Raw genomic sequence first — 18,211 nt, forward strand, 5'->3', positions numbered from 1 at the left:
TCTGTTAGCGTTCATCGCTGTAATATTGTGTTGTACTATCATAGTAGTTACCTCCTTGTGATAAATGTTCGGGGTGAATCCTTTCGCCCCGGTGTTAATATGTTTCGATGTTCCATGAATGGCGTGAACCATCTGGAAATATCATGAATTACATGTTGTTGTGCGGTTGCCTCCTTCCTCTTCAAACAGAAACAATTGTTTACAAAGTGTTGCGTAGAAAGCGTTTTAAGATTTATGCCTCTTTAGAAATGGTAATTATTGATAAATGCCATGTTTATTGTGACAAATGAAATAAAATATTGAAATGATGCTGAAAATCTTATATACTAAAATTCAAACAAGCAACATTCAACGATATAGCAGGGTAGGAGGGATATTATTAAGGATACAATCGTTAAAGAGTACATAGGAAACCCGGAGATTTTTGCGGATGTCTTTAACTTTTTTCTTTATAATGGAGAACAAAAGATAAAGCCGGAGAATCTTACGGAGAAGGATGTTACGGAGTTGGTTACGTTGCCGGCAGCAATTGGAGAACATGGATCGTCACGAGAAGTGGACATTAGTACAGAAGGTTCTCAAATGAAGAAGCGTACCAAGAAGAAAACGCGCGACAGTAATTTGGCGCAGAAACATCGTGATCTGCTAAAGTTTGCAGCAATGATGCAGGACTCTCACGCAAACTATGTGATATTGGGGGTTGAGAATCAGATGGAGGTGCATTATGCAATGCCGGTGCGTAACATGGTTTATGATGCGCTGCAGTATGATAAACAGGTTGCTATGATCGCAGCAGCTAATCGAAGGAATAAGAGGTTTTCCAGTGGAACCATGCGAAATAACGGAGAGTTTTTGTCGGGATTTTTAAGGACAGATAAGATACTTCCTGTTATTACGTTGACATTATATTTCGGGACAGAACCATGGGATGGACCGCTTTCTTTGCGGGAAATGTACGACATTAATGACAGTAAATTACTTGACTTCGTTCCTGACTACAGAGTACAATTAATTCAACCAATGACACTATCAGAAGATGATTTTGAGAAGTTTCACACAAGTTTGCGGGAGGTGCTGCAGACGATAAAGTATTCTGTGGACGCTCAGAAGCTGACAGAATATATAACGCAAAATGAACGGATGCATCGTCTTGATCTGTCAGCAGCTAATGTGATCAATACGGTTGCAGGGATAGGATTGGAAATTAAGCAAGACAGGGGGAAAGTGGATATGTGTAAAGCGATTGAGGATCTAAAGGCGGAGAGCAGAGCGGAAGGTCGCGAGGAAGGACGTGTAGAGGGTCGTGAGGAGGGTCGTGAGGAAGGTCATACAAAAGGCCGTGCGGAAACTATAGAGCAGACAGTAGCCATGCTGAGAAATATGAAGATACCGAAAGAAACGATATTATCAGAATTGCAAAGAACATTTTCACTCAGTGAGGAGGAAGCTGACAGAATATATAACGCAAAACGAACGGATGCATCGTCTTGATCTGTCAGCAGCTAATGTGATCAATACGGTTGCAGGGATAGGATTGGAAATTAAGCAAGACAGGGGGAAAGTGGATATGTGTAAAGCGATTGAGGATCTAAAGGCAGAGAGCAGAGCGGAAGGCCGTGAGGAAGGTCATACAAAAGGCCGTGCGGAAACTATAGAGCAGACGGTAGCCATGCTGAGAAATATGAAGATACCGAAAGAAACGATATTATCAGAATTGCAGAGAACATTTTCGCTTAGTGAGGAGGAAGCTGACAGAATATATAACGCAAAATGAACGGATGCATCGTCTTGATCTGTCCAGATAAGAGTGCATCATCTTGATCTGCCTAGATTTGACAAGTTTTATGTTATATGATAACCTTAATATAGATTTTGTCGTGAGGCAGAAGAAGGGGCATACCACCATCGGTATGGCTTTTTCTTCTGCCTTTTTCTTTTAAGGATAAGGATGCAGGATGATGCGACTTCCCTTGGTTGGCGTAAACCTTATGACAAAATAACATAGCATAAGAAAGATGAGGTATACAGATGACAGGCGATATTTTAAAAGACAGTGCAGAGATTTTTGCAAATATTCAGGAAAAAGCACCAGTGGTGCATAATATTTCGAATTATATTACGGCAACAGATTGTGCCAATATGACATTGGCGTGTGGAGGGTCCCCAACGATGGCAGATGATCCGGATGAGGTTGAGGAGATTGCAGCGGCATGTGCGGGCAGTGTTATTAATATGGGAAATACGGCGGGACATTATCAGGAGAGTATGTTGCGCACAGGTATGGTTAATAACAAGGTAGATCATCCGTTGGTGTTTGATCCGGTTGGAGCAGGAGCGGCTGCACATAGAAATGCAGTGTTGGAAAATTTATTGGATAAAGTTCATTTTTCGGTAATTCGTGGAAATATTTCGGAGGTGAAATTTGTCGGAGATAAAAGTTCTAAGGCAAATGGGGTAGATGCAGCATCGGAAGATCTTGCATCGGAAGATACAATTGATGGAATTGCTGAGTATGCGAAGAAATTGAGCGAACGATTGAATACAGTAATTGCCATTAGTGGCCCGATCGATGTGGTGGCGGATGCAAATAAGGTATATCTTATTCGAAATGGGCATCCAATGATGTCACGAGTAACGGGTACGGGATGTATGTTATCCAGTGCAGTGGGAGTATTTGCGGCTGCCAATCCCGATAACTTGCTGGAAGCGACGGCAGTTTGTATTAGTGCGTATGGATATGCAGGAGAGCTTGCTTATGAAAAGGTGCAGAGCACGAATGGTGGTACGGGATCTTTCCGTATGTTTTTGATGGACGCAATGAGCAATATGGATAATGAAACCTTTTTGCAGGGTGCCAAAATTGAAGAAGTGTAAGAAAGAGTGCAGAGAACTTGTAGAAAGAATGGAGACTAAAATGAAAGCGGAAGATTTGATGGTGTACGCAATTACGGACAGATATTGGCTGAATGGGGCTAAGCTGGCCGATCAGGTGGAAGATGTATTGAAAAATGGAGCAACTTTTTTGCAGTTGCGTGAGAAATCATTCACACATGAGGAGATGGTGGCAGAGGCAAAGGAAATTAAAGCTATTGCAGCCAAATATCAAGTGCCTTTTGTCATTAACGACGATATTTATGCAGCAAAAGAGATTGATGCAGATGGTGTTCATATTGGACAAAGCGACATGGAGTATCGCAAGGCGCGTGAAATTTTGGGAGAGGATAAGATTATTGGTCTGTCGGCAGGAAATTTACAGGAAGCGATAGACGCTGAGAAGATGGGAGCAGATTATATCGGTGTTGGAGCGGTATTCCATACGGATACCAAAAAGGACACGACGGCGATGAGTTTTGAGGAGTTAAAAGAAATCACAGATACCGTGTCAATTCCGGTGGTTGCCATCGGTGGAATCAGTGCAGACAATTTGATGCAGCTTGCCGGAACAGGAATTGATGGGATCTCTGTAATTTCAGCGATTTTTGGTCAGGAAGATCCGGGTGCAGCAACAAAGAAACTGGTGGAATTGACTCGTGAGATGCTATCAAAGTAAAGTGTCGTAATGCACTGAAAAAATATTAGGTTATAGGTAAGGGCGAGATAATCAAATATCGAGCCTAAATTAGTATAACAACTGATATAAAGGGTGGGATGATCGGATACAAAGATTGTATTAGTATAACAACTGCGTATAAAAGGGTGGTATATCCGATCATAAAACATAGAGAGGATTTCTGAATCATGGATAGGAATGATATACGTAAAGTGTTGGCGAAGGACGCAAAACTTTACATTTTTGATATGGATGGAACAATCTTGAATTCTATGGTAGAGTGGTTCCATCTTGGACGTAATTATCTGGTTGCGCAGGGAGTGGCGGTTCCGGATGATCTTGAGCAGCGGATAGAGACAATGACGATGGACGAATCGGCGGAATATTTTCAGTCGCTTGGAGTGGATAAATCTGTCCCGGAAATTAATGAAGGAATTTTTGCCTATATTCGAGAAAAATATCGTACGTCGATCCCGGCAAAGGAAGGAATGTTAGATTTGATCCGGCAACTATCCCAAAAAGAGGACAGCATTCTTTGCATTTTGACGACATCGGAGCGAAAATGTGCAGAGATGGCAATGGAGAGATTGGGTGTTTTGAATTGTTTTCGGGATATCTTTGACAGTGAGCAGATTGGCTTGAATAAACGCAGTGGGGCAATATATCAATGGGTATGTGAACATTATGATGTTGCACAGAAGGATACGATAATTTTTGAAGATGCAATATATGCAGTGAAAGCGGCAAAAGAAACGGACTGTTATGTATATGGTATGAAAGATTCTTCCAATAGCACAGTGTGGAATGAAATTTGTGAAATGGCAGATGATATTATTTGCTAATATTCCAACAGTGATTAAGTGGCCCGTTTCCGTGTCCAAGATCAAGTCCGGTAGACATTGCGCCACGGACATATTCTTTGGCTGAGTATACCGCATCGGGAAGTGTTTTGCCTAGACAAAGGGCACTTGCAATGGCAGAGGATAATGTACATCCGGTACCGTGTGTGTTCGTGCAGTTTATGCGGGTGGCGTGGAACCAATGAACAGTTCCATTGTAAAGCAGATCGTCTGCATTCCCGGTGGCATGTCCGCCTTTTAACAAAATAGCACATCCATAATGGCGGTACATGATTTGTGCCGCTTTTATCATATCGTCAGCATTTGTTATCGCGCAAGGTTTTGGTAACGCATTGAAAATACGATTGCAGAGATATTCACTTTCGGGAATATTAGGGGTTATGAGCGTTGCCATTGGGAAAAGCTGTTCGGTTAGAACACGGATACCATCCTCGTCAAGTAAAGTTTTGCCACTGGTAGAAACAAGTACAGGGTCTATCACGATGGGCATAGTATTCGCATGAGATGGGATGGAAGAATTGGGAATAGCATTTTCGTGAGCTTGTAAGGAAAAAGGTGATTGCATTGATGGTGAGAAAAAATCCTGTAAGATTTCGGCAACAGCAGTGGCAATTTGTCCATTTCCTAACATACCGATCTTGATGGCGTTTGGGGTGATGTCCGACAATACGGACATAAGCTGTGCAGATACGACGTCAGCATTTATTAAATTGTTCTGTGTAACGCCAAGTGTGTTTTGCGCAGTCAGGGCAGTGATAACACTCATTCCATATACGCCATAGGCAGTCATTGTTTTTAGGTCGGCTTGAATACCTGCGCCGCCGCTGCAATCAGATCCTGCAATAGTAAGTGCTGTTTTCATAATCCCATCTTCCTTTCTCTTTCTACTGAAAATGTGGCCTTCGCATCTGATGTTTTGTATGCGAAGGCCAAAATATAATCATTATAAAATATAGCTCAATAGTTGTAATTGCTTCATCAGGCAATAGTTAATATAGCTGTGATTATTTTGTCAGACAATAGTTAATATTACTGTGATCATTTATTCCGCAGCTATAACTGCTGTCAATTATTCGTCAAAAATGGATACGATCTCGCCATCCAAAATACGGTTCATATTTTTGACTGCACAGAAGTTACCGCACATAGAACAGGTATCTTCTTTCTCTGGTTTTGCACCTTCACGGTAAGCCTTTGCCTTTTCCGGATCGATAGACAGTTCAAAGGTTTTGTCCCAATCAAGATCATGACGTGCGGCGCCCATTGCGTCATCCCAGTCGCGTGCGCCCGGCAGTCCCTTGGCAATATCTGCAGCATGAGCAGCGATCTTGGAAGCGATAATTCCTTCTTTTACGTCGTTAAGATCCGGTAATCTAAGATGCTCGGCCGGTGTAACATAACACAGGAAAGATGCACCATAAGTAGCGGCGATCGCACCACCGATTGCGGAAGTGATGTGATCGTATCCCGGTGCAATATCAGTAACCAAAGGTCCTAATACATAGAATGGGGCACCTTTACAGATTGTTTTTTGAATTTCCATATTTGCCTTGATCTGGTTGAGCGGCATATGTCCCGGACCTTCGATCATTACCTGGACATCTTTTTCCCAAGCGCGGGTTGTTAATTCGCCCAAAGTAATAAGTTCCTGAATCTGAGAAATGTCAGATGCATCTTTGAGGCAGCCCGGACGGCATGCATCACCGAGGCTCATCGTGACGTCGTACTCGCGGCAAATATCAAGAACTTCATCATAGTATTCATAGAATGGATTCTCTTGTCCGGTCATTTCCATCCAAGCGAAAATAATTGAACCACCGCGGGAAACAATGTTCATCAGTCGCTTGTTACGCTTAAAACGGGCAGCAGTTTCTTTGTTGACACCGCAATGGATCGTCATAAAGTCAACGCCGTCTTCTGCGTGCATACGCACAATATCGAGCCATTCTTTAGCGGTGATGTCTTTTAATGCTTTGTGATAATAAACAACAGCATCATAAATTGGTACAGTACCGATCGTAGCCGGACATTCACTCGTCAGCTTGCGGCGGAATTTCTGTGTATCGCCGCAGGAGCTCAAGTCCATGATTGCTTCTGCACCCATGTCTACCGCACTTTTTACTTTTTCCATTTCCATGTCTAGGTCCGTCCAATCTCTGGAAGTTCCGAGATTTACGTTGATCTTGGTGCGTAAGCGGCTGCCGATACCGTTTGGCTTTAAGCATTTGTGATTTTTGTTGGCAGGAATAATAACCTGACCGAGAGCGATCAGCTCACGAAGTTCGTCTTCGGCAATGTGTTCGCTTGCTGCGACCGCTTTCATTTCCGGTGTGATGATGCCCTGTCTGGCAGCATCCATCTGTGTTGTATAACTCATAATTTCCTCCTTGTCTGAGGGGCTGCATTGGCAAAAATAATAGCTGGAGTTTCCTATTAAGCAAAAAAGCACCTCAAAAAGTATCTGAGGTGCTTATTATAAGCGAAAGTACATATAGTCTGAAACACATTTCGGATAGAATGTGTGCCTTATATATGGAATCCATCTCCCTACGCCGGTATTAGCCGGATCAGGTATATGGGTCGGAACAGGTCCCTCTCAGCATAGGAGTAATCTCCTTAGCTCCCCAGATTGTATTAGTAATAACATTTATCAGTATAAGGTGGTTTGGCAATTCTGTCAATCATCAACCATATAGAAAAGAGAATTGCGCACAGTACAGAAAAGAGAATTGCGCGTGGCATAGAAAAGTGATTTGTGGTATGATGAAAGAAGTTATTTGCAGGACAAAGATTGTGTTTATTGAGAGATAGCACATGGAAAGGAAAGATGCGTATGGCAGATTTTGCAAAGTTGACCCATGTTGCCAGTGAAGTAGAGGGAAATATGCTGGTAGGACGATTAAAAGATGCAGGATTGCAAGCTTTTGTGCAGCCATCAGTCAGTCCGGTGCAGGGAAAGCTGTATACGGGCGAGTTGGGAATGGCGGCTTCCGGTGCAGATGTTTGTGTTGCTGCAGAGCGCTTGGAAGAGGCGAAAGGCTTGCTAAATCAGTGGAATGCAATACAGCCGGATGAAGCAGAGCTTGCGGCAGAGTCTGAGGAGACCGGAGAAATTCCGCCGGAAATATTAGAATATTTGGAAGAGATCACAAAGGACAAGCAGCAATCAAGGTTAAATAGTATGCTTTGGATGGGAAGATCCAAAATGATTGCACGCATTTGTGCGGGAATTATGTTTATCATGGCGGTGATCTGCATCATATTAAGCGTGACCATGCAGTGATTCAAATGAGGGCTGCCGATGTGCGATCGTGCAGTGATTCAAATGATGGATGTAAGTATAAAGAATCACTATCAATTGCCATGTTGAGCAGGGGCTGCGAAAGTGAATATAGTGATAGAAATTGTAATTCATAGCAACGGAAGAAATTGACAGAATATATGGGCATGGAGGTTTTGCGATGAAGAATAAGGAATTGGATCATGTAGACAGGGAAATATTGCGTATGCTGCAGGAAAATGCGAGAATGTCATTAAAAGACATTGCGGAAGCAGTGTTTTTGTCATCGCCTGCGGTATCGGTGCGCATTGACAATATGATTGAAGCTGGTTATATAGAGGGCTTTCATGCGACGGTTAATCCGGTCAAGATGGGCTATCATATCAAGGCGTTTATCAACTTGGAAGTATCGCCGATCGATAAGGAGCAGTTTTATCCGTATATCAAAGCCTGCCCGAATGTGGTAGAGTGCAATTGTGTGACGGGAGATTATTCTATGCTTTTGGAAGTGTGGTTCCCTAGTACACATGAGTTGGATCAATTCATTGGTGAATTGCAGCAATATGGACGAACCAAAACACTGATCGTGTTTTCTACTTCTGTAGAACACAGAGGGGTTCATGTGGATGGAGGTTTTAATGATGGAAAGGCGCGATAAAGTTAATTATTATTTGGATCTGGCAGATGTCGTGTCGCAGAGGGGAACCTGTCTGCGAAAGCGTTACGGTGCTGTCATTGTAAAAAATGACGAAGTAATTGCAACGGGATATGTAGGAGCGCCGAGAGGCCGCAAGAACTGCACAGATATTAATCGATGTATTCGCGAAGAAATGAAAATACCGCGCGGAGAGCGTTATGAATTATGCCGCAGTGTGCATGCGGAAGCGAATGCGATTATCAGCGCAGAGCGGGAAAAAATGATTGGATCGACGATGTATTTGTCGGGTCGTGAGGTGTCAACAGGAGAATATGTACACAATTCTAATAGTTGTTCGATGTGTAAGCGAATGATCATTAATGCGGGAATCAAGCAGGTGATCGTACGTGATGATGAAGAGCATTATCGGGTGATCGAGGTGCAAAGCTGGATAGACAATGATGAGTCCTTATCCGGGATTTCAGGATATTAAGATGTGAATTTTGCTGGGAAAGATGTGGAAATTGGTTTGGAAATGGGACAGGTTAATAAATTGGACAGAGAGCCGAAAACAGGGACAGACCAATAAGCCGGACAGGGAGCCGGAAACAGGGACAGACCAATAAGCCGGGCAGGGAGCCGGAAACAGGGACAGACCAATAAGCTGGACAGTGTGTCGGAATAGGGACAGACCATAATACAGGTCATTTGTCCGGAATTGTGGATAACTGTCCTGTTTTGCGGACAATTAGTGGATAACTCAACAAAAATGGGGAGAAATCCACAGGTTATCAAAGTTATCCACGAAAAATCAGTACATTTATTTTCTTTCGGATGACAGATTACAGAAAATTTGGTACACTTATTACAAAATATTATGAAGGATGTACGCTCGAAATTCTTCGTTCAGTAGATTCGGAGAGTACATAAGGAAGAAATGGAGGAAACTATGGCAGACTATATATATGGTATCGATATCGGGGGAACAACGGTAAAGATGGGACTTTTTGATGAAGAAGGAACCATGATCGATAAATGGGAGATCGTGACACACAAAGAAGATGGCGGGGAGCAGATTTTGCCGGATATTGCGGCATCGATCAAAGAAAAGAATGAGGAGAAAAATATTGCGACAGAAGATATTCTTGGAATCGGCATGGGTGTACCGGGACCGATCACAGAAGAGGGTGTTGTTTTGAAATGCGCAAATCTCGGCTGGGGAATCTTTTCGGTGGCAGATGAGGTAACCAGACTGACAGGGGTTCAGAAAGTCAAAGTTGGTAATGACGCAAATGTGGCAGCTCTTGGCGAGCAGTGGAAAGGCGGCGGCCGCGGATTTAACAGCATTGTAATGGTGACGCTTGGAACCGGTGTCGGCGGTGGAATCGTTATGAATGGTAAGATTGTAACAGGTTCCCATGGTGCGGCTGGTGAGATCGGTCATTTGACGGTCAACCTGCATGAGACGAGAGTGTGTGGCTGTGGTAAGAGGGGCTGCTTGGAGCAGTATTCTTCCGCAACAGCAATCATGCGCAGTGCCAGAGAAAAAGTTGCCAATACGGATACGCCTTCTTTATTGCGTGATTATCCGGAGATCACCGGCAAAGAAATTTTCGATGCATACAAGGCCGGAGACGACATGGCAGAGGATGTGGTTAATGAATTTGCAGAGTATTTGGGACTTGGACTTGCTCATACAGCGCAGGTTATTGATCCGGAGGCATTTGTTATCGGTGGCGGTGTTTCTAAAAACGGACAGGTCGTAGCTGATATCACCAAAGAAAAATATGAGAAAAATGTTATGTTTGCATTAAAAGATAAAGAATTTCGTCTTGCAGAGCTTGGAAATGATGCGGGAATGTATGGTGCAGTTCGCATGGTATTAGTAGATTAATCGCGGTTTCAAAAGATAGGTAACAGGGACGTCACACGTAATTGGTGACGTTCTTGTTGCCTATTGTTTTCTTATTTATTGGGATATTGCTGCTTTGCAATGTAGCTCATTACAAAATGTTGGTGTTGCTCTTACTTTTTAGGCAGTAGTATATGTTTGCAGATGGAGAAAGGGATGAGAAATTAGCATGAAATTATTTCATATATCAGACTTGCATATTGGAAAACAATTGTACGCGTATAGTTTGCGCGAGGAACAAGAAGATATTTTGCATCAAATTGTGGAACAGGCTGCAATTCACTGCCCCGATGCGATATTGATCGCGGGTGATATATATGATAAATCGGTGCCGTCGGGTGAGGCGTATGAGATCTTTGATCATTTTCTAAATGAGATAGCATCGTTGGATCCACAAATCCCGGTGTGTATGATCGCAGGAAATCATGATAGTGCTCTCCGATTAAAATATGCAAGTTCTTTTTTGGAAAGACAGAAGATAGTCGTATCAACTATGATCCCGACGATAGAGGAGGAACATCTGCGCAAAGTGATCTTGCAGGATGAGTATGGAGAGGTGGCGGTATATTTACTGCCTTTCTTGAAACCGGGTCAGGCTAGAGTCCTTTTTCAGGGACAGGAAATTACGGACTATGACATGGCGGTCCGTAAAGTGTTAGAACGGGAAGAAATCGATTTTACGAAAAGAAATATATTGGTGGCGCATCAATTTTTTGTGGGTGGTAATGGCGAAGTTGAGCGCTGCGATTCGGAACTAATGTATTTGTCAGTGGGTGGTATCGATAGTGTTCATACTGATATGGTAGAGGCGTTTGATTATGTTGCACTGGGACATATTCATGGAGAGCAGCCGGTGGGCAAGGCGCATATTCGTTATAGCGGAACGCCGTTAAAATATTCTGTCAGCGAAGAGCATCATGAGAAAGGAATTACCATGGTGACGCTGGGCGAAAAAGGGGACAGTCCGAAAATAGAACGAATACCGCTGCGACCGCTTCGGGATGTCTGCAGTCTGCGGGGAACTTTGGAAGAGGTAATTCAGGGTGCCGAGGCGCATCGGGACGATTATGTGAGCATTGTTTTAACAGATGAAACGGGTTTATACCGTCCAAAAGATCAGCTGGATGAATGCTTTGACCGTATTTTGGAGGTACGGATTGAGAATACGCGTACCATGGCAAGAATGAAACAGCAGGAAATAGAGAATACACAGTTAAGTCCATTAGAAGCATTCCGGGAGTTCTATCAGATGATGAATGATCAGCCGATGAGTGAAGAGGAAGAATTGGAATTACAGCAGATTATTGCTAAGTGTGATGGAAGCAAAGAGGGTTGAGCTATGGCGTTGTGTGATGAGAGAATGTGATAAGCATAACTGCAAGATGTTAATTGGCTTGGAAATGTGAAATGGAAAGCAGGAAAAGCATAGCTGCAAGTTGTCAATTGTCTTGAAGATATTATTTGAGAGGAAATGAGTATGAAACCAATATATATTGAAATGAAAGCGTTTGGCTCTTATCGGGACGAAAAAATTGATTTCACCGGCAAAAGTCAGGGGTTGTTTTTGATCACAGGAGATACCGGTGCGGGAAAAACCACAATTTTTGATGCAATATGCTATGCGTTATATGGGGAAACCAGCGGTGGCAAGCGCAGCGGTGAGATGATGTGCAGTCAGTTTGCAAAACCCGGAGAAAAGACAGAAGTAAGATTTTGCTTTGACTACGATGGTCGGGAGTATTTGGTTACGAGAAGTCCGGATCAGCCCAAATGGAACAAAAAAGGGGAGCGGTTAAAGACAACGACGGGCACAAAGGTGAGTCTTATATTGCCGGATGGTACAGAATTTGCCGGGAAAACCAAGGAAACAAACGAAAAAATACAGCAGATCATTGGATTGGGGTGTAATCAGTTCACACAGATCGCAATGCTTGCGCAGGGCGACTTTATTAAGCTTTTGCATGCGACATCGGAAGAGCGCAAAGAAATTTTTGCGCGGATTTTTGATACATCGATCTATGAACAGATTCAGCGGGAATTGGCGTTGGAGGCAAAAAGCGTTTATGGAAAGCTGATCGGAAATCGAGAAGATATCATCAAAGAACTTGGGCGCATACAGGCGGTTGATGCGGTACTTGACGAGCAGTGGAATGATTTGGAAGTGCTATTTAGTGAGACACATCGCGATGAATTGCTTGCTCTGGCAAAGCGTATATGTGAAGACAGCAACCAGCAGCTTGGACAAGTGGAAAATGACAAGGAAAATGTAGGAAAGACATTAGAAAAAATATCGGCACAGATCGAAGCGGGCACCAATATCAATCGATTGTTTGAAGAGTTAGAACGCCACCATAAGAAAGCAGAACAGTTGTCAGTGCAGAAGGAAACAGTGGATGTAATGCGGCTTAAGCTGGATGCTGGTCGGCGTGCGATGGTTGTCGACAAGGATGCCAAAATTGTAACGGAACGCAGAAAAGAATCTGCAGATTGCAAGCAGCGATTGGAACAGTTAAAACAATGGTTTGAAGAAAATGTCCCGAAAATGGAACAGATAGAAAACGATTACCAGTCATTGGGAAAGCAATTGGAAACAGAAGTTCCTGTGCTGGAAGAAAAGGTACGTGTCCGTAAAGATGGACTTATTCGGTTGCAGGAAATACAAAAATTACAGGCAGAGTTTATGGCGTGCCAAGGAAAACTGCAGGAAGCGGAGACTCTTTTGCAGCAAAGTGAACAGGAGTATGAGGAAATTCATGCCCAGATCATGGATAATCAGGCATTGCAATTGCGTTTGACGCTGGTGGAGGGGGAACCTTGTCCGGTGTGTGGAAACGTGCATCATCCGGTGATGGAACACGATGTGGATCATGATCAGAAATCTGATAGGATGGACAATAGTGAGCAGCCGGTGGGAAAGAATCATGGTCGGAAATCTAATGTGATGGGATCTGCGGATACTGTGTTTGAAACAATGGTAGAGCAGGAAAGACGTTTGCAATCGAAACGGGAACAGGATCAAAAACAGGTAGTGCAGTTGCAGCAAAAGTTGGCGGGGATACAGGGGAAATGGGAAGCCCTGCAGTCGCAACTACACGACGATGAGATGCCAACTGTTTCACAACGAACAATACAAGATGCCGTGTTGCAGGATATCCCGGATCAGTTCCAAAATGACCTTAATGAATGGCAGGCAAGGATTGCGCAGATCAAGCAGAAAGCAGCCGCTGCAGAAAAGAAGCATGAAAAATTTGCTCGGGAAAAGCAGGAACGAGAGGGAGAACGTAAGGCAGAGACTGCTCATTTAGAGCGTTGTGTTGAGGCAGTGGCGCAGGCAGAAACGGCGTATACACAAAGCTTAACGGAGCAGGACTTTGAAAATGAGGAAGCGTACCAAAATGCGCGCATGGACAAACAGCGATTAGATGCATTTCAGCAGCAGATTAATGAGTATGAGCAAGCGTGCAAGCTGACCGAAGAACGTGTCCGTGATCTGGAACAGCAGACCAAGGATAAGAAACCAATAGAACTACAGCAATTATTGCAGCAAAGAGAGGAACTTGGGCGCCGACAGAAATCATTAGAGGCACAGGTGAAAGAACTTTATCATGTGGCGAAAGAAAATGAGCGTGCATATGAAGCCGGAACGAAGCTGTACGAAAAAAGGGACAGCATGAAACGGCATGCGGAGATATTAGCCAACTTAGATAATACTGCGAATGGAAGAATCTCTAAACGGCACGTTAATTTTCAAACATATATTCAGCGGCGTTATTTTGCACAGATTATTGACCGCGCTAATCAGCGTCTGGTGCGGATGACGAATCATCAATTCGAACTTCGATGTCGGGATCTGGAACATTTGCGGACCGTGGGACAGGTTGGTCTGGATCTGGATGTGTATAGCATCGTCAATGATCAGGTGCGTGATGTGAAAACGCTATCGGGTGGCGAATCTTTTGTTGCAGCGCTTGCGATGGCGCTAGGGATGGCTGACATGATACAGGACAGCCGAGGCAGTGTACACATAGATACGATGTTTATCGATGAGGGATTTGGAGCGTTGAGCGAGGAGACGAGAAACCAAGCAATCGCTGTGTTGAATGAATTGTCAGGCGGCAAGCGCTTGGTTGGAATCATCTCGCATGTCAGCGAATTAAAGGCGCAGGTAGGAACGAAGCTTGTTGTGACAAGAACGGACAAAGGCAGCCATGCGCACTGGGAGATGGATTGATCATAAAGAAAGGCTGTGATTTTTGGTAAAAGTCACAGCCTTTCTTTATATTATTTTCTAAGTAATTCTTTATAGTCATTAGCAATTTGCTGAAGATGAACAATTTGTTGATCTTCCAAACCATAGGTATCAATAAACAGTTCCGTCGAGCTTTGATTTAATTCTAACAGATAATCAGTTGAGCAAGAAAAATAGATAGATAATTTTTTTAGTAATTCTACAGAAGGCATAATATTGTTGTTTTCCCAATTGCTGACGGTCTGCTTCGTGACGCCGATTTCTTCAGCAAGCTTCACTTGACTAATTTTGTGCAGATGACGCAGGTATTTAATTTGGTCTCCAAGCATATTTTCCTCCATTTCCCGTTAGGTATATTATTAAGAACGTATTCCACATGTTGAAAAAGTCGTAAACATGCAGAAATCACTCCTTGTTAAAGTTAGTGATGGAGTCCTCTAGGGGTTCTTATAATTATTAGTTTATAAAAGAAAAGTATATTTACAAAATACATTAGTATTGTTATAATTGACCATATAGTAATCTAGAGGAAGATATTTAATTGTCATATGCAGGAGGTAAATATGGAGATAGTTATTAAAACATTGATTGAATGCGTAGTGAAGAGGTAACGGTTGCACTTGAAAAAGTATGAAGAGAATCAAAAACTGTATTGTAATAGAGAGATACAATATAGTATAGCAAGCAGGGAGGAATGAAGAATGATACACAGAAAAAGAAGATTTGAAATTGCCGTAGGATTAGTGCTGGCACTGATTGTAACATCGTGTTGTGAGGGAACAGCAATGGAAACGATGCGTGCATATGCAGCCAGTGCAGAAAATTGGTCAGTAGTTTATTCTGATGATTTAGGATTTTCCAAGGTCTACGCAGTAGGAGGGCATGTAGTTGTCGGAATGAAAGACGGTGTGGTATGTTTCTATAACTTATCTACTAAAAAAGAAACAAAGACAAAATATGATGGGATATATGCTTTTTGGAGGACATATAGACCGGTATCCGGGGCGGATTGTGGTTCTGAGGAAAAAGCAACCATACTATGTTATCAGACCATTAATTCTGATGAAAAACAATATGATGTGGTGAAATTGGATGGAACGATAAAAAAGGAAATAGGAAGATATTATGATGTAGATTCTGAGGGCTCTATTTGTAGAAAAGAAGGAGATAAGTTGTATTACGGTGCCATTGACCAAGAGGGAAATGTTGTAGTGCCCGCAAAATATGCCAATGTAAGTTCGTACGGCGACAAATATATGGTTAATGAAACTGAGGATGGTTTGTGGGCGTTATATAAACCAGGTGAGGGATTGATTACAGATTTCGAATATGAAACATTTAATTATGAAAATAGGGATGTAATTTATGGGGATGATTATGATGTGATTAGTCGAATGGAAGTAGGAGAAAAGGCATCCGGAGAAATCGGAATCATTCTGGATGGTAAGGAATTATCTTTGGATAGTAAAATTTATGGCGCAACAGGAGAGCAGTATATGGTCTTTAATAGATTTTATGCGAATGGTACAATGTATTTTCGCAAATTAATCTGCCCGGATTACGATTATTATCGTAAAGCAACTGAGCCGGAGTCATCTACGCATATAGCTGGTATTCACATATATAATAGTATGTCGGAAGATGGTATCTTAGATTCTATTGAAAGCCTTATGAAAAATACAGATGTGGAAGTTGTATATTATACAGCACAAGGAAAAGAAATTAGTGTAGAAGATATGCACACGATGGTAAAGGCGGTGGTTGATGAAAATGACGAAAAAAATGCAGCCGCGATGCAAAAGGTAAATGCTTCACTAAAAAATATAAACTATACAAAATTTTATACTGGAACATCGTATAAGATTACTAAGATAGAGAAACCGGAAGTGGAGCCTTCATGGGGAGATGGAGATAAGTACTATAAGGTTACGGTTCCTATAGTATTAGATGCAAATGAATCGCAGGAAAAGATTGTATCATATTATAATCACGAAGGCGATTTGATGGTACAGGGATGTTTAATTGCAGGTAGGCAATATCTTAGAGATGAAAAAGGGAACATTCATTATATCGAGGAGGAACCTAGTAAGGGGAAAATAATAGATGATATTATTTATAAGGATTCTAAAGGTGATTTTAGAAATTATGTAGACCTTCAGTTTAATTATGAGAATAATATAGGAGAGGACTATTATGTAATAGCAAAAAAATTAGTACCTGATGATGAGGAGTATATAGATCATACAGTGGATGATAACGAGCGAGGAAATACAAAGTATTTATTATTATGGAAACAAGATGTGTCACAGATGCTGTATTCATTTGATATCTATGGATATGGAAACGAATTTGAAATATGCGAATATAATAATGGAAAAAGCGAATTTGAAATCTATTATTATTACAATGGCAAATTAAATAAGGATCCACAAACAGAAGATAGAAAAGTGGAAATTCGTAAGACACAAATTAGTGATACTTTGAAACAATATGAGGTGTTTGATGAGGATGGCAATAGTATATTTGACATTACTCAACCAGATAGAGAGTATTATACTTCGGTATTCGCATATCAAGACTGCAAAATTATATTTTGTATAGATAAGGGATGGTATGCTCAGGAAGATGATATAAATATGGAACCAACAGTAAAGCCAACCATAAAACCAACGGTAAAACCGACAAAAACGCCAGAAGTAACCAAGACGCCAAACGCAACTGATGCTCCAACTCCAACTGTATCCCCTAGTCTGACACCTGCACCAACACCTGGTGTTGCACAAGATACACAGGGAACAGCAACACCAAGTACACCCCCTTCAAATACCAAGGCTACATTATCTCCAGCAGCGGTCGGCACAACAATAAAGGACAAGACTGCTTCATACAAGGTCATATCAGCAGACAAAAAGCAGCCTGCGGTAGCTTATACCAAAGCAATCAAGAAAAATGCAAGCAGTGTTACCGTTCCTGATAAGATCAAGATCAACGGAGTGACATACCAAGTGAAGAGCATTGCGCCAAAGGCATTTGCGAACAATAAAAAGCTGAAAAAGATCACGATCGGAAAGAATGTTACTTCCATCGGAAAGCAGGCATTTGCCGGATGTAAGAAGTTGAAGAAGATCACGATCAAATCGGCGAAGTTAAAGAGCAGTTCCATTGGCAAAAATGCCTTCAAGGGAACGGCGAAGAAGCTGACCGTCAAAGTGCCAAAGAAAAAATATAAGGCATATAAGAAGTTCCTGAAGAAAAAGGGCAATAAGACGGTGAAGGTAACCAAGTAAAGGATTAAAAGAATAAAGATGTTGAAATGAGTAAAATAACAAGCGAATTATTTGTAATAACAAAAGCTAAGGAATTATCGTCATATATATTGGTAATTACGGACAAATCACCAAAGAAATTTCGATTTACATTGACGAGTCGATTACAGAACTTGTCACTTAATGTATTGGAATATCTTATTAGAGCTAACGATGTATATATAGGCAAAAATGCAAATGTACATCAGATTAGACTTAGATCTGAATGGCAGCAAAGGGCAATTACTGATTTAAAATTATTGAGTTATATGTCGATGATAGCAATGGAACAAAAGTGTATATTGTCAAAACAATATGAGCAAATTGCGAAGCTTAGTACGGAGACATTGGCACTGACAATCCGTTGGAAACAAGGTAATAAGAGAGATCTATAATCTCTCTATTATCGGGATGAGGT

The 18,211-nt window shown here is 42.0% G+C and carries 15 protein-coding genes and 1 riboswitch; of the genes, 12 read left to right on the top strand and 3 right to left on the bottom strand.

All coding sequences use genetic code 11. From position 1 onward, the window contains the following. Positions 1–507 precede the first annotated feature (507 nt). From DW981_RS01815 to DW981_RS01835, 5 genes are all read left to right on the top strand, one after another. Positions 508–1,491: an Rpn family recombination-promoting nuclease/putative transposase gene (locus tag DW981_RS01815; RefSeq protein ID WP_118506570.1), complete on the top strand. Its 984-nt coding sequence runs from the start codon at positions 508–510 to the stop codon at positions 1,489–1,491. Between the two features lie 76 nt (positions 1,492–1,567). Further along, on the top strand, positions 1,568–1,774 hold the full coding sequence (locus tag DW981_RS01820; protein WP_147352585.1) for a hypothetical protein: 207 nt from the start codon (positions 1,568–1,570) through the stop codon (positions 1,772–1,774). 254 nt (positions 1,775–2,028) lie between these two features. After that, positions 2,029–2,874: a hydroxyethylthiazole kinase gene (thiM, locus tag DW981_RS01825; RefSeq protein WP_182434086.1), complete on the top strand. Its 846-nt coding sequence runs from the start codon at positions 2,029–2,031 to the stop codon at positions 2,872–2,874. 40 nt (positions 2,875–2,914) lie between these two features. Next, positions 2,915–3,550, top strand: coding sequence for a thiamine phosphate synthase (thiE, locus tag DW981_RS01830; protein WP_243034635.1), 636 nt, complete (start codon positions 2,915–2,917; stop codon positions 3,548–3,550). A 188-nt stretch (positions 3,551–3,738) separates the two neighbouring features. Beyond that, on the top strand, positions 3,739–4,392 hold the full coding sequence (locus DW981_RS01835) for an HAD family phosphatase (RefSeq protein ID WP_118506572.1): 654 nt from the start codon (positions 3,739–3,741) through the stop codon (positions 4,390–4,392). On the opposite strand, the gene DW981_RS01840 is transcribed toward DW981_RS01835, so the two are convergent. Both DW981_RS01840 and thiC read right to left on the bottom strand, forming a co-directional pair. Further along, the gene (locus tag DW981_RS01840; RefSeq protein WP_118506573.1) at positions 4,382–5,272 is read right to left on the bottom strand and encodes a hydroxymethylpyrimidine/phosphomethylpyrimidine kinase; all 891 of its coding nucleotides are present in this window, start codon (positions 5,270–5,272) and stop codon (positions 4,382–4,384) included. The genes DW981_RS01835 and DW981_RS01840 overlap by 11 nt on opposite strands. A 207-nt stretch (positions 5,273–5,479) precedes the next feature. Continuing rightward, positions 5,480–6,787, bottom strand: coding sequence for a phosphomethylpyrimidine synthase ThiC (gene thiC, locus DW981_RS01845; RefSeq protein ID WP_182434087.1), 1,308 nt, complete (start codon positions 6,785–6,787; stop codon positions 5,480–5,482). 150 nt (positions 6,788–6,937) lie between these two features. Continuing rightward, a riboswitch (TPP riboswitch) is annotated at positions 6,938–7,047 on the bottom strand. Positions 7,048–7,243: 196 nt separating this feature from the next. On the opposite strand from thiC, the gene DW981_RS01850 reads away from it, so the two are divergent. The 6 genes from DW981_RS01850 to DW981_RS01875 all read left to right on the top strand — a co-directional run bounded on the left by DW981_RS01850 (position 7,244) and on the right by DW981_RS01875 (position 14,470). Continuing rightward, positions 7,244–7,693 carry a hypothetical protein gene (locus DW981_RS01850; RefSeq protein WP_022025845.1) on the top strand — a complete coding sequence of 150 codons (450 nt, stop codon included), beginning with the start codon at positions 7,244–7,246 and terminating at the stop codon, positions 7,691–7,693. 193 nt (positions 7,694–7,886) lie between these two features. Next, positions 7,887–8,348, top strand: coding sequence for an Lrp/AsnC family transcriptional regulator (locus tag DW981_RS01855; protein ID WP_118506645.1), 462 nt, complete (start codon positions 7,887–7,889; stop codon positions 8,346–8,348). Next, a complete protein-coding gene (locus DW981_RS01860; RefSeq protein ID WP_022025843.1) occupies positions 8,332–8,820 on the top strand; it encodes a deaminase in 489 nt (162 codons plus the stop codon). Before DW981_RS01855 ends, DW981_RS01860 begins: the two co-directional genes overlap by 17 nt. A gap of 456 nt (positions 8,821–9,276) precedes the next feature. After that, positions 9,277–10,221, top strand: coding sequence for an ROK family glucokinase (locus tag DW981_RS01865; RefSeq protein WP_118506575.1), 945 nt, complete (start codon positions 9,277–9,279; stop codon positions 10,219–10,221). Positions 10,222–10,408: 187 nt separating this feature from the next. Next, positions 10,409–11,575, top strand: coding sequence for an exonuclease SbcCD subunit D (locus DW981_RS01870; protein ID WP_118506576.1), 1,167 nt, complete (start codon positions 10,409–10,411; stop codon positions 11,573–11,575). Between the two features lie 141 nt (positions 11,576–11,716). After that, the gene (locus DW981_RS01875; RefSeq protein WP_182434088.1) at positions 11,717–14,470 is read left to right on the top strand and encodes an SMC family ATPase; all 2,754 of its coding nucleotides are present in this window, start codon (positions 11,717–11,719) and stop codon (positions 14,468–14,470) included. 50 nt (positions 14,471–14,520) lie between these two features. Here the strand turns inward: DW981_RS01875 and DW981_RS01880 are convergent, their stop codons facing one another. After that, complete coding sequence (locus DW981_RS01880) at positions 14,521–14,817, bottom strand: helix-turn-helix transcriptional regulator (protein WP_118506578.1); 297 nt, start codon at positions 14,815–14,817, stop codon at positions 14,521–14,523. Between the two features lie 372 nt (positions 14,818–15,189). Between DW981_RS01880 and DW981_RS01885 the strand changes: the two genes are divergently transcribed. Next, positions 15,190–17,775: a leucine-rich repeat domain-containing protein gene (locus DW981_RS01885; RefSeq protein ID WP_118506579.1), complete on the top strand. Its 2,586-nt coding sequence runs from the start codon at positions 15,190–15,192 to the stop codon at positions 17,773–17,775. Positions 17,776–18,211: the final 436 nt, after the last annotated feature.

Source organism: Clostridium sp. AM49-4BH (assembly GCF_003478335.1).
GTDB lineage: Bacteria > Bacillota > Clostridia > Lachnospirales > Lachnospiraceae > Butyribacter.

Excerpts from the sequence above, each read along its gene's own strand:
- DW981_RS01820 (WP_147352585.1), top strand. The coding sequence starts at position 1,568 with ATGTGTAAAGCGATTGAGGATCTAAAGGCAGAGAGCAGAGCGGAAGGC.
- thiM (WP_182434086.1), top strand. The coding sequence starts at position 2,029 with ATGACAGGCGATATTTTAAAAGACAGTGCAGAGATTTTTGCAAATATT.
- thiE (WP_243034635.1), top strand. The coding sequence starts at position 2,915 with ATGAAAGCGGAAGATTTGATGGTGTACGCAATTACGGACAGATATTGG.
- DW981_RS01835 (WP_118506572.1), top strand. The coding sequence starts at position 3,739 with ATGGATAGGAATGATATACGTAAAGTGTTGGCGAAGGACGCAAAACTT.
- DW981_RS01840 (WP_118506573.1), bottom strand. The coding sequence starts at position 5,272 with ATGAAAACAGCACTTACTATTGCAGGATCTGATTGCAGCGGCGGCGCA.
- thiC (WP_182434087.1), bottom strand. The coding sequence starts at position 6,787 with ATGAGTTATACAACACAGATGGATGCTGCCAGACAGGGCATCATCACA.
- DW981_RS01850 (WP_022025845.1), top strand. The coding sequence starts at position 7,244 with ATGGCAGATTTTGCAAAGTTGACCCATGTTGCCAGTGAAGTAGAGGGA.
- DW981_RS01860 (WP_022025843.1), top strand. The coding sequence starts at position 8,332 with ATGGAAAGGCGCGATAAAGTTAATTATTATTTGGATCTGGCAGATGTC.
- DW981_RS01865 (WP_118506575.1), top strand. The coding sequence starts at position 9,277 with ATGGCAGACTATATATATGGTATCGATATCGGGGGAACAACGGTAAAG.
- DW981_RS01870 (WP_118506576.1), top strand. The coding sequence starts at position 10,409 with ATGAAATTATTTCATATATCAGACTTGCATATTGGAAAACAATTGTAC.
- DW981_RS01875 (WP_182434088.1), top strand. The coding sequence starts at position 11,717 with ATGAAACCAATATATATTGAAATGAAAGCGTTTGGCTCTTATCGGGAC.
- DW981_RS01880 (WP_118506578.1), bottom strand. The coding sequence starts at position 14,817 with ATGCTTGGAGACCAAATTAAATACCTGCGTCATCTGCACAAAATTAGT.
- DW981_RS01885 (WP_118506579.1), top strand. The coding sequence starts at position 15,190 with ATGATACACAGAAAAAGAAGATTTGAAATTGCCGTAGGATTAGTGCTG.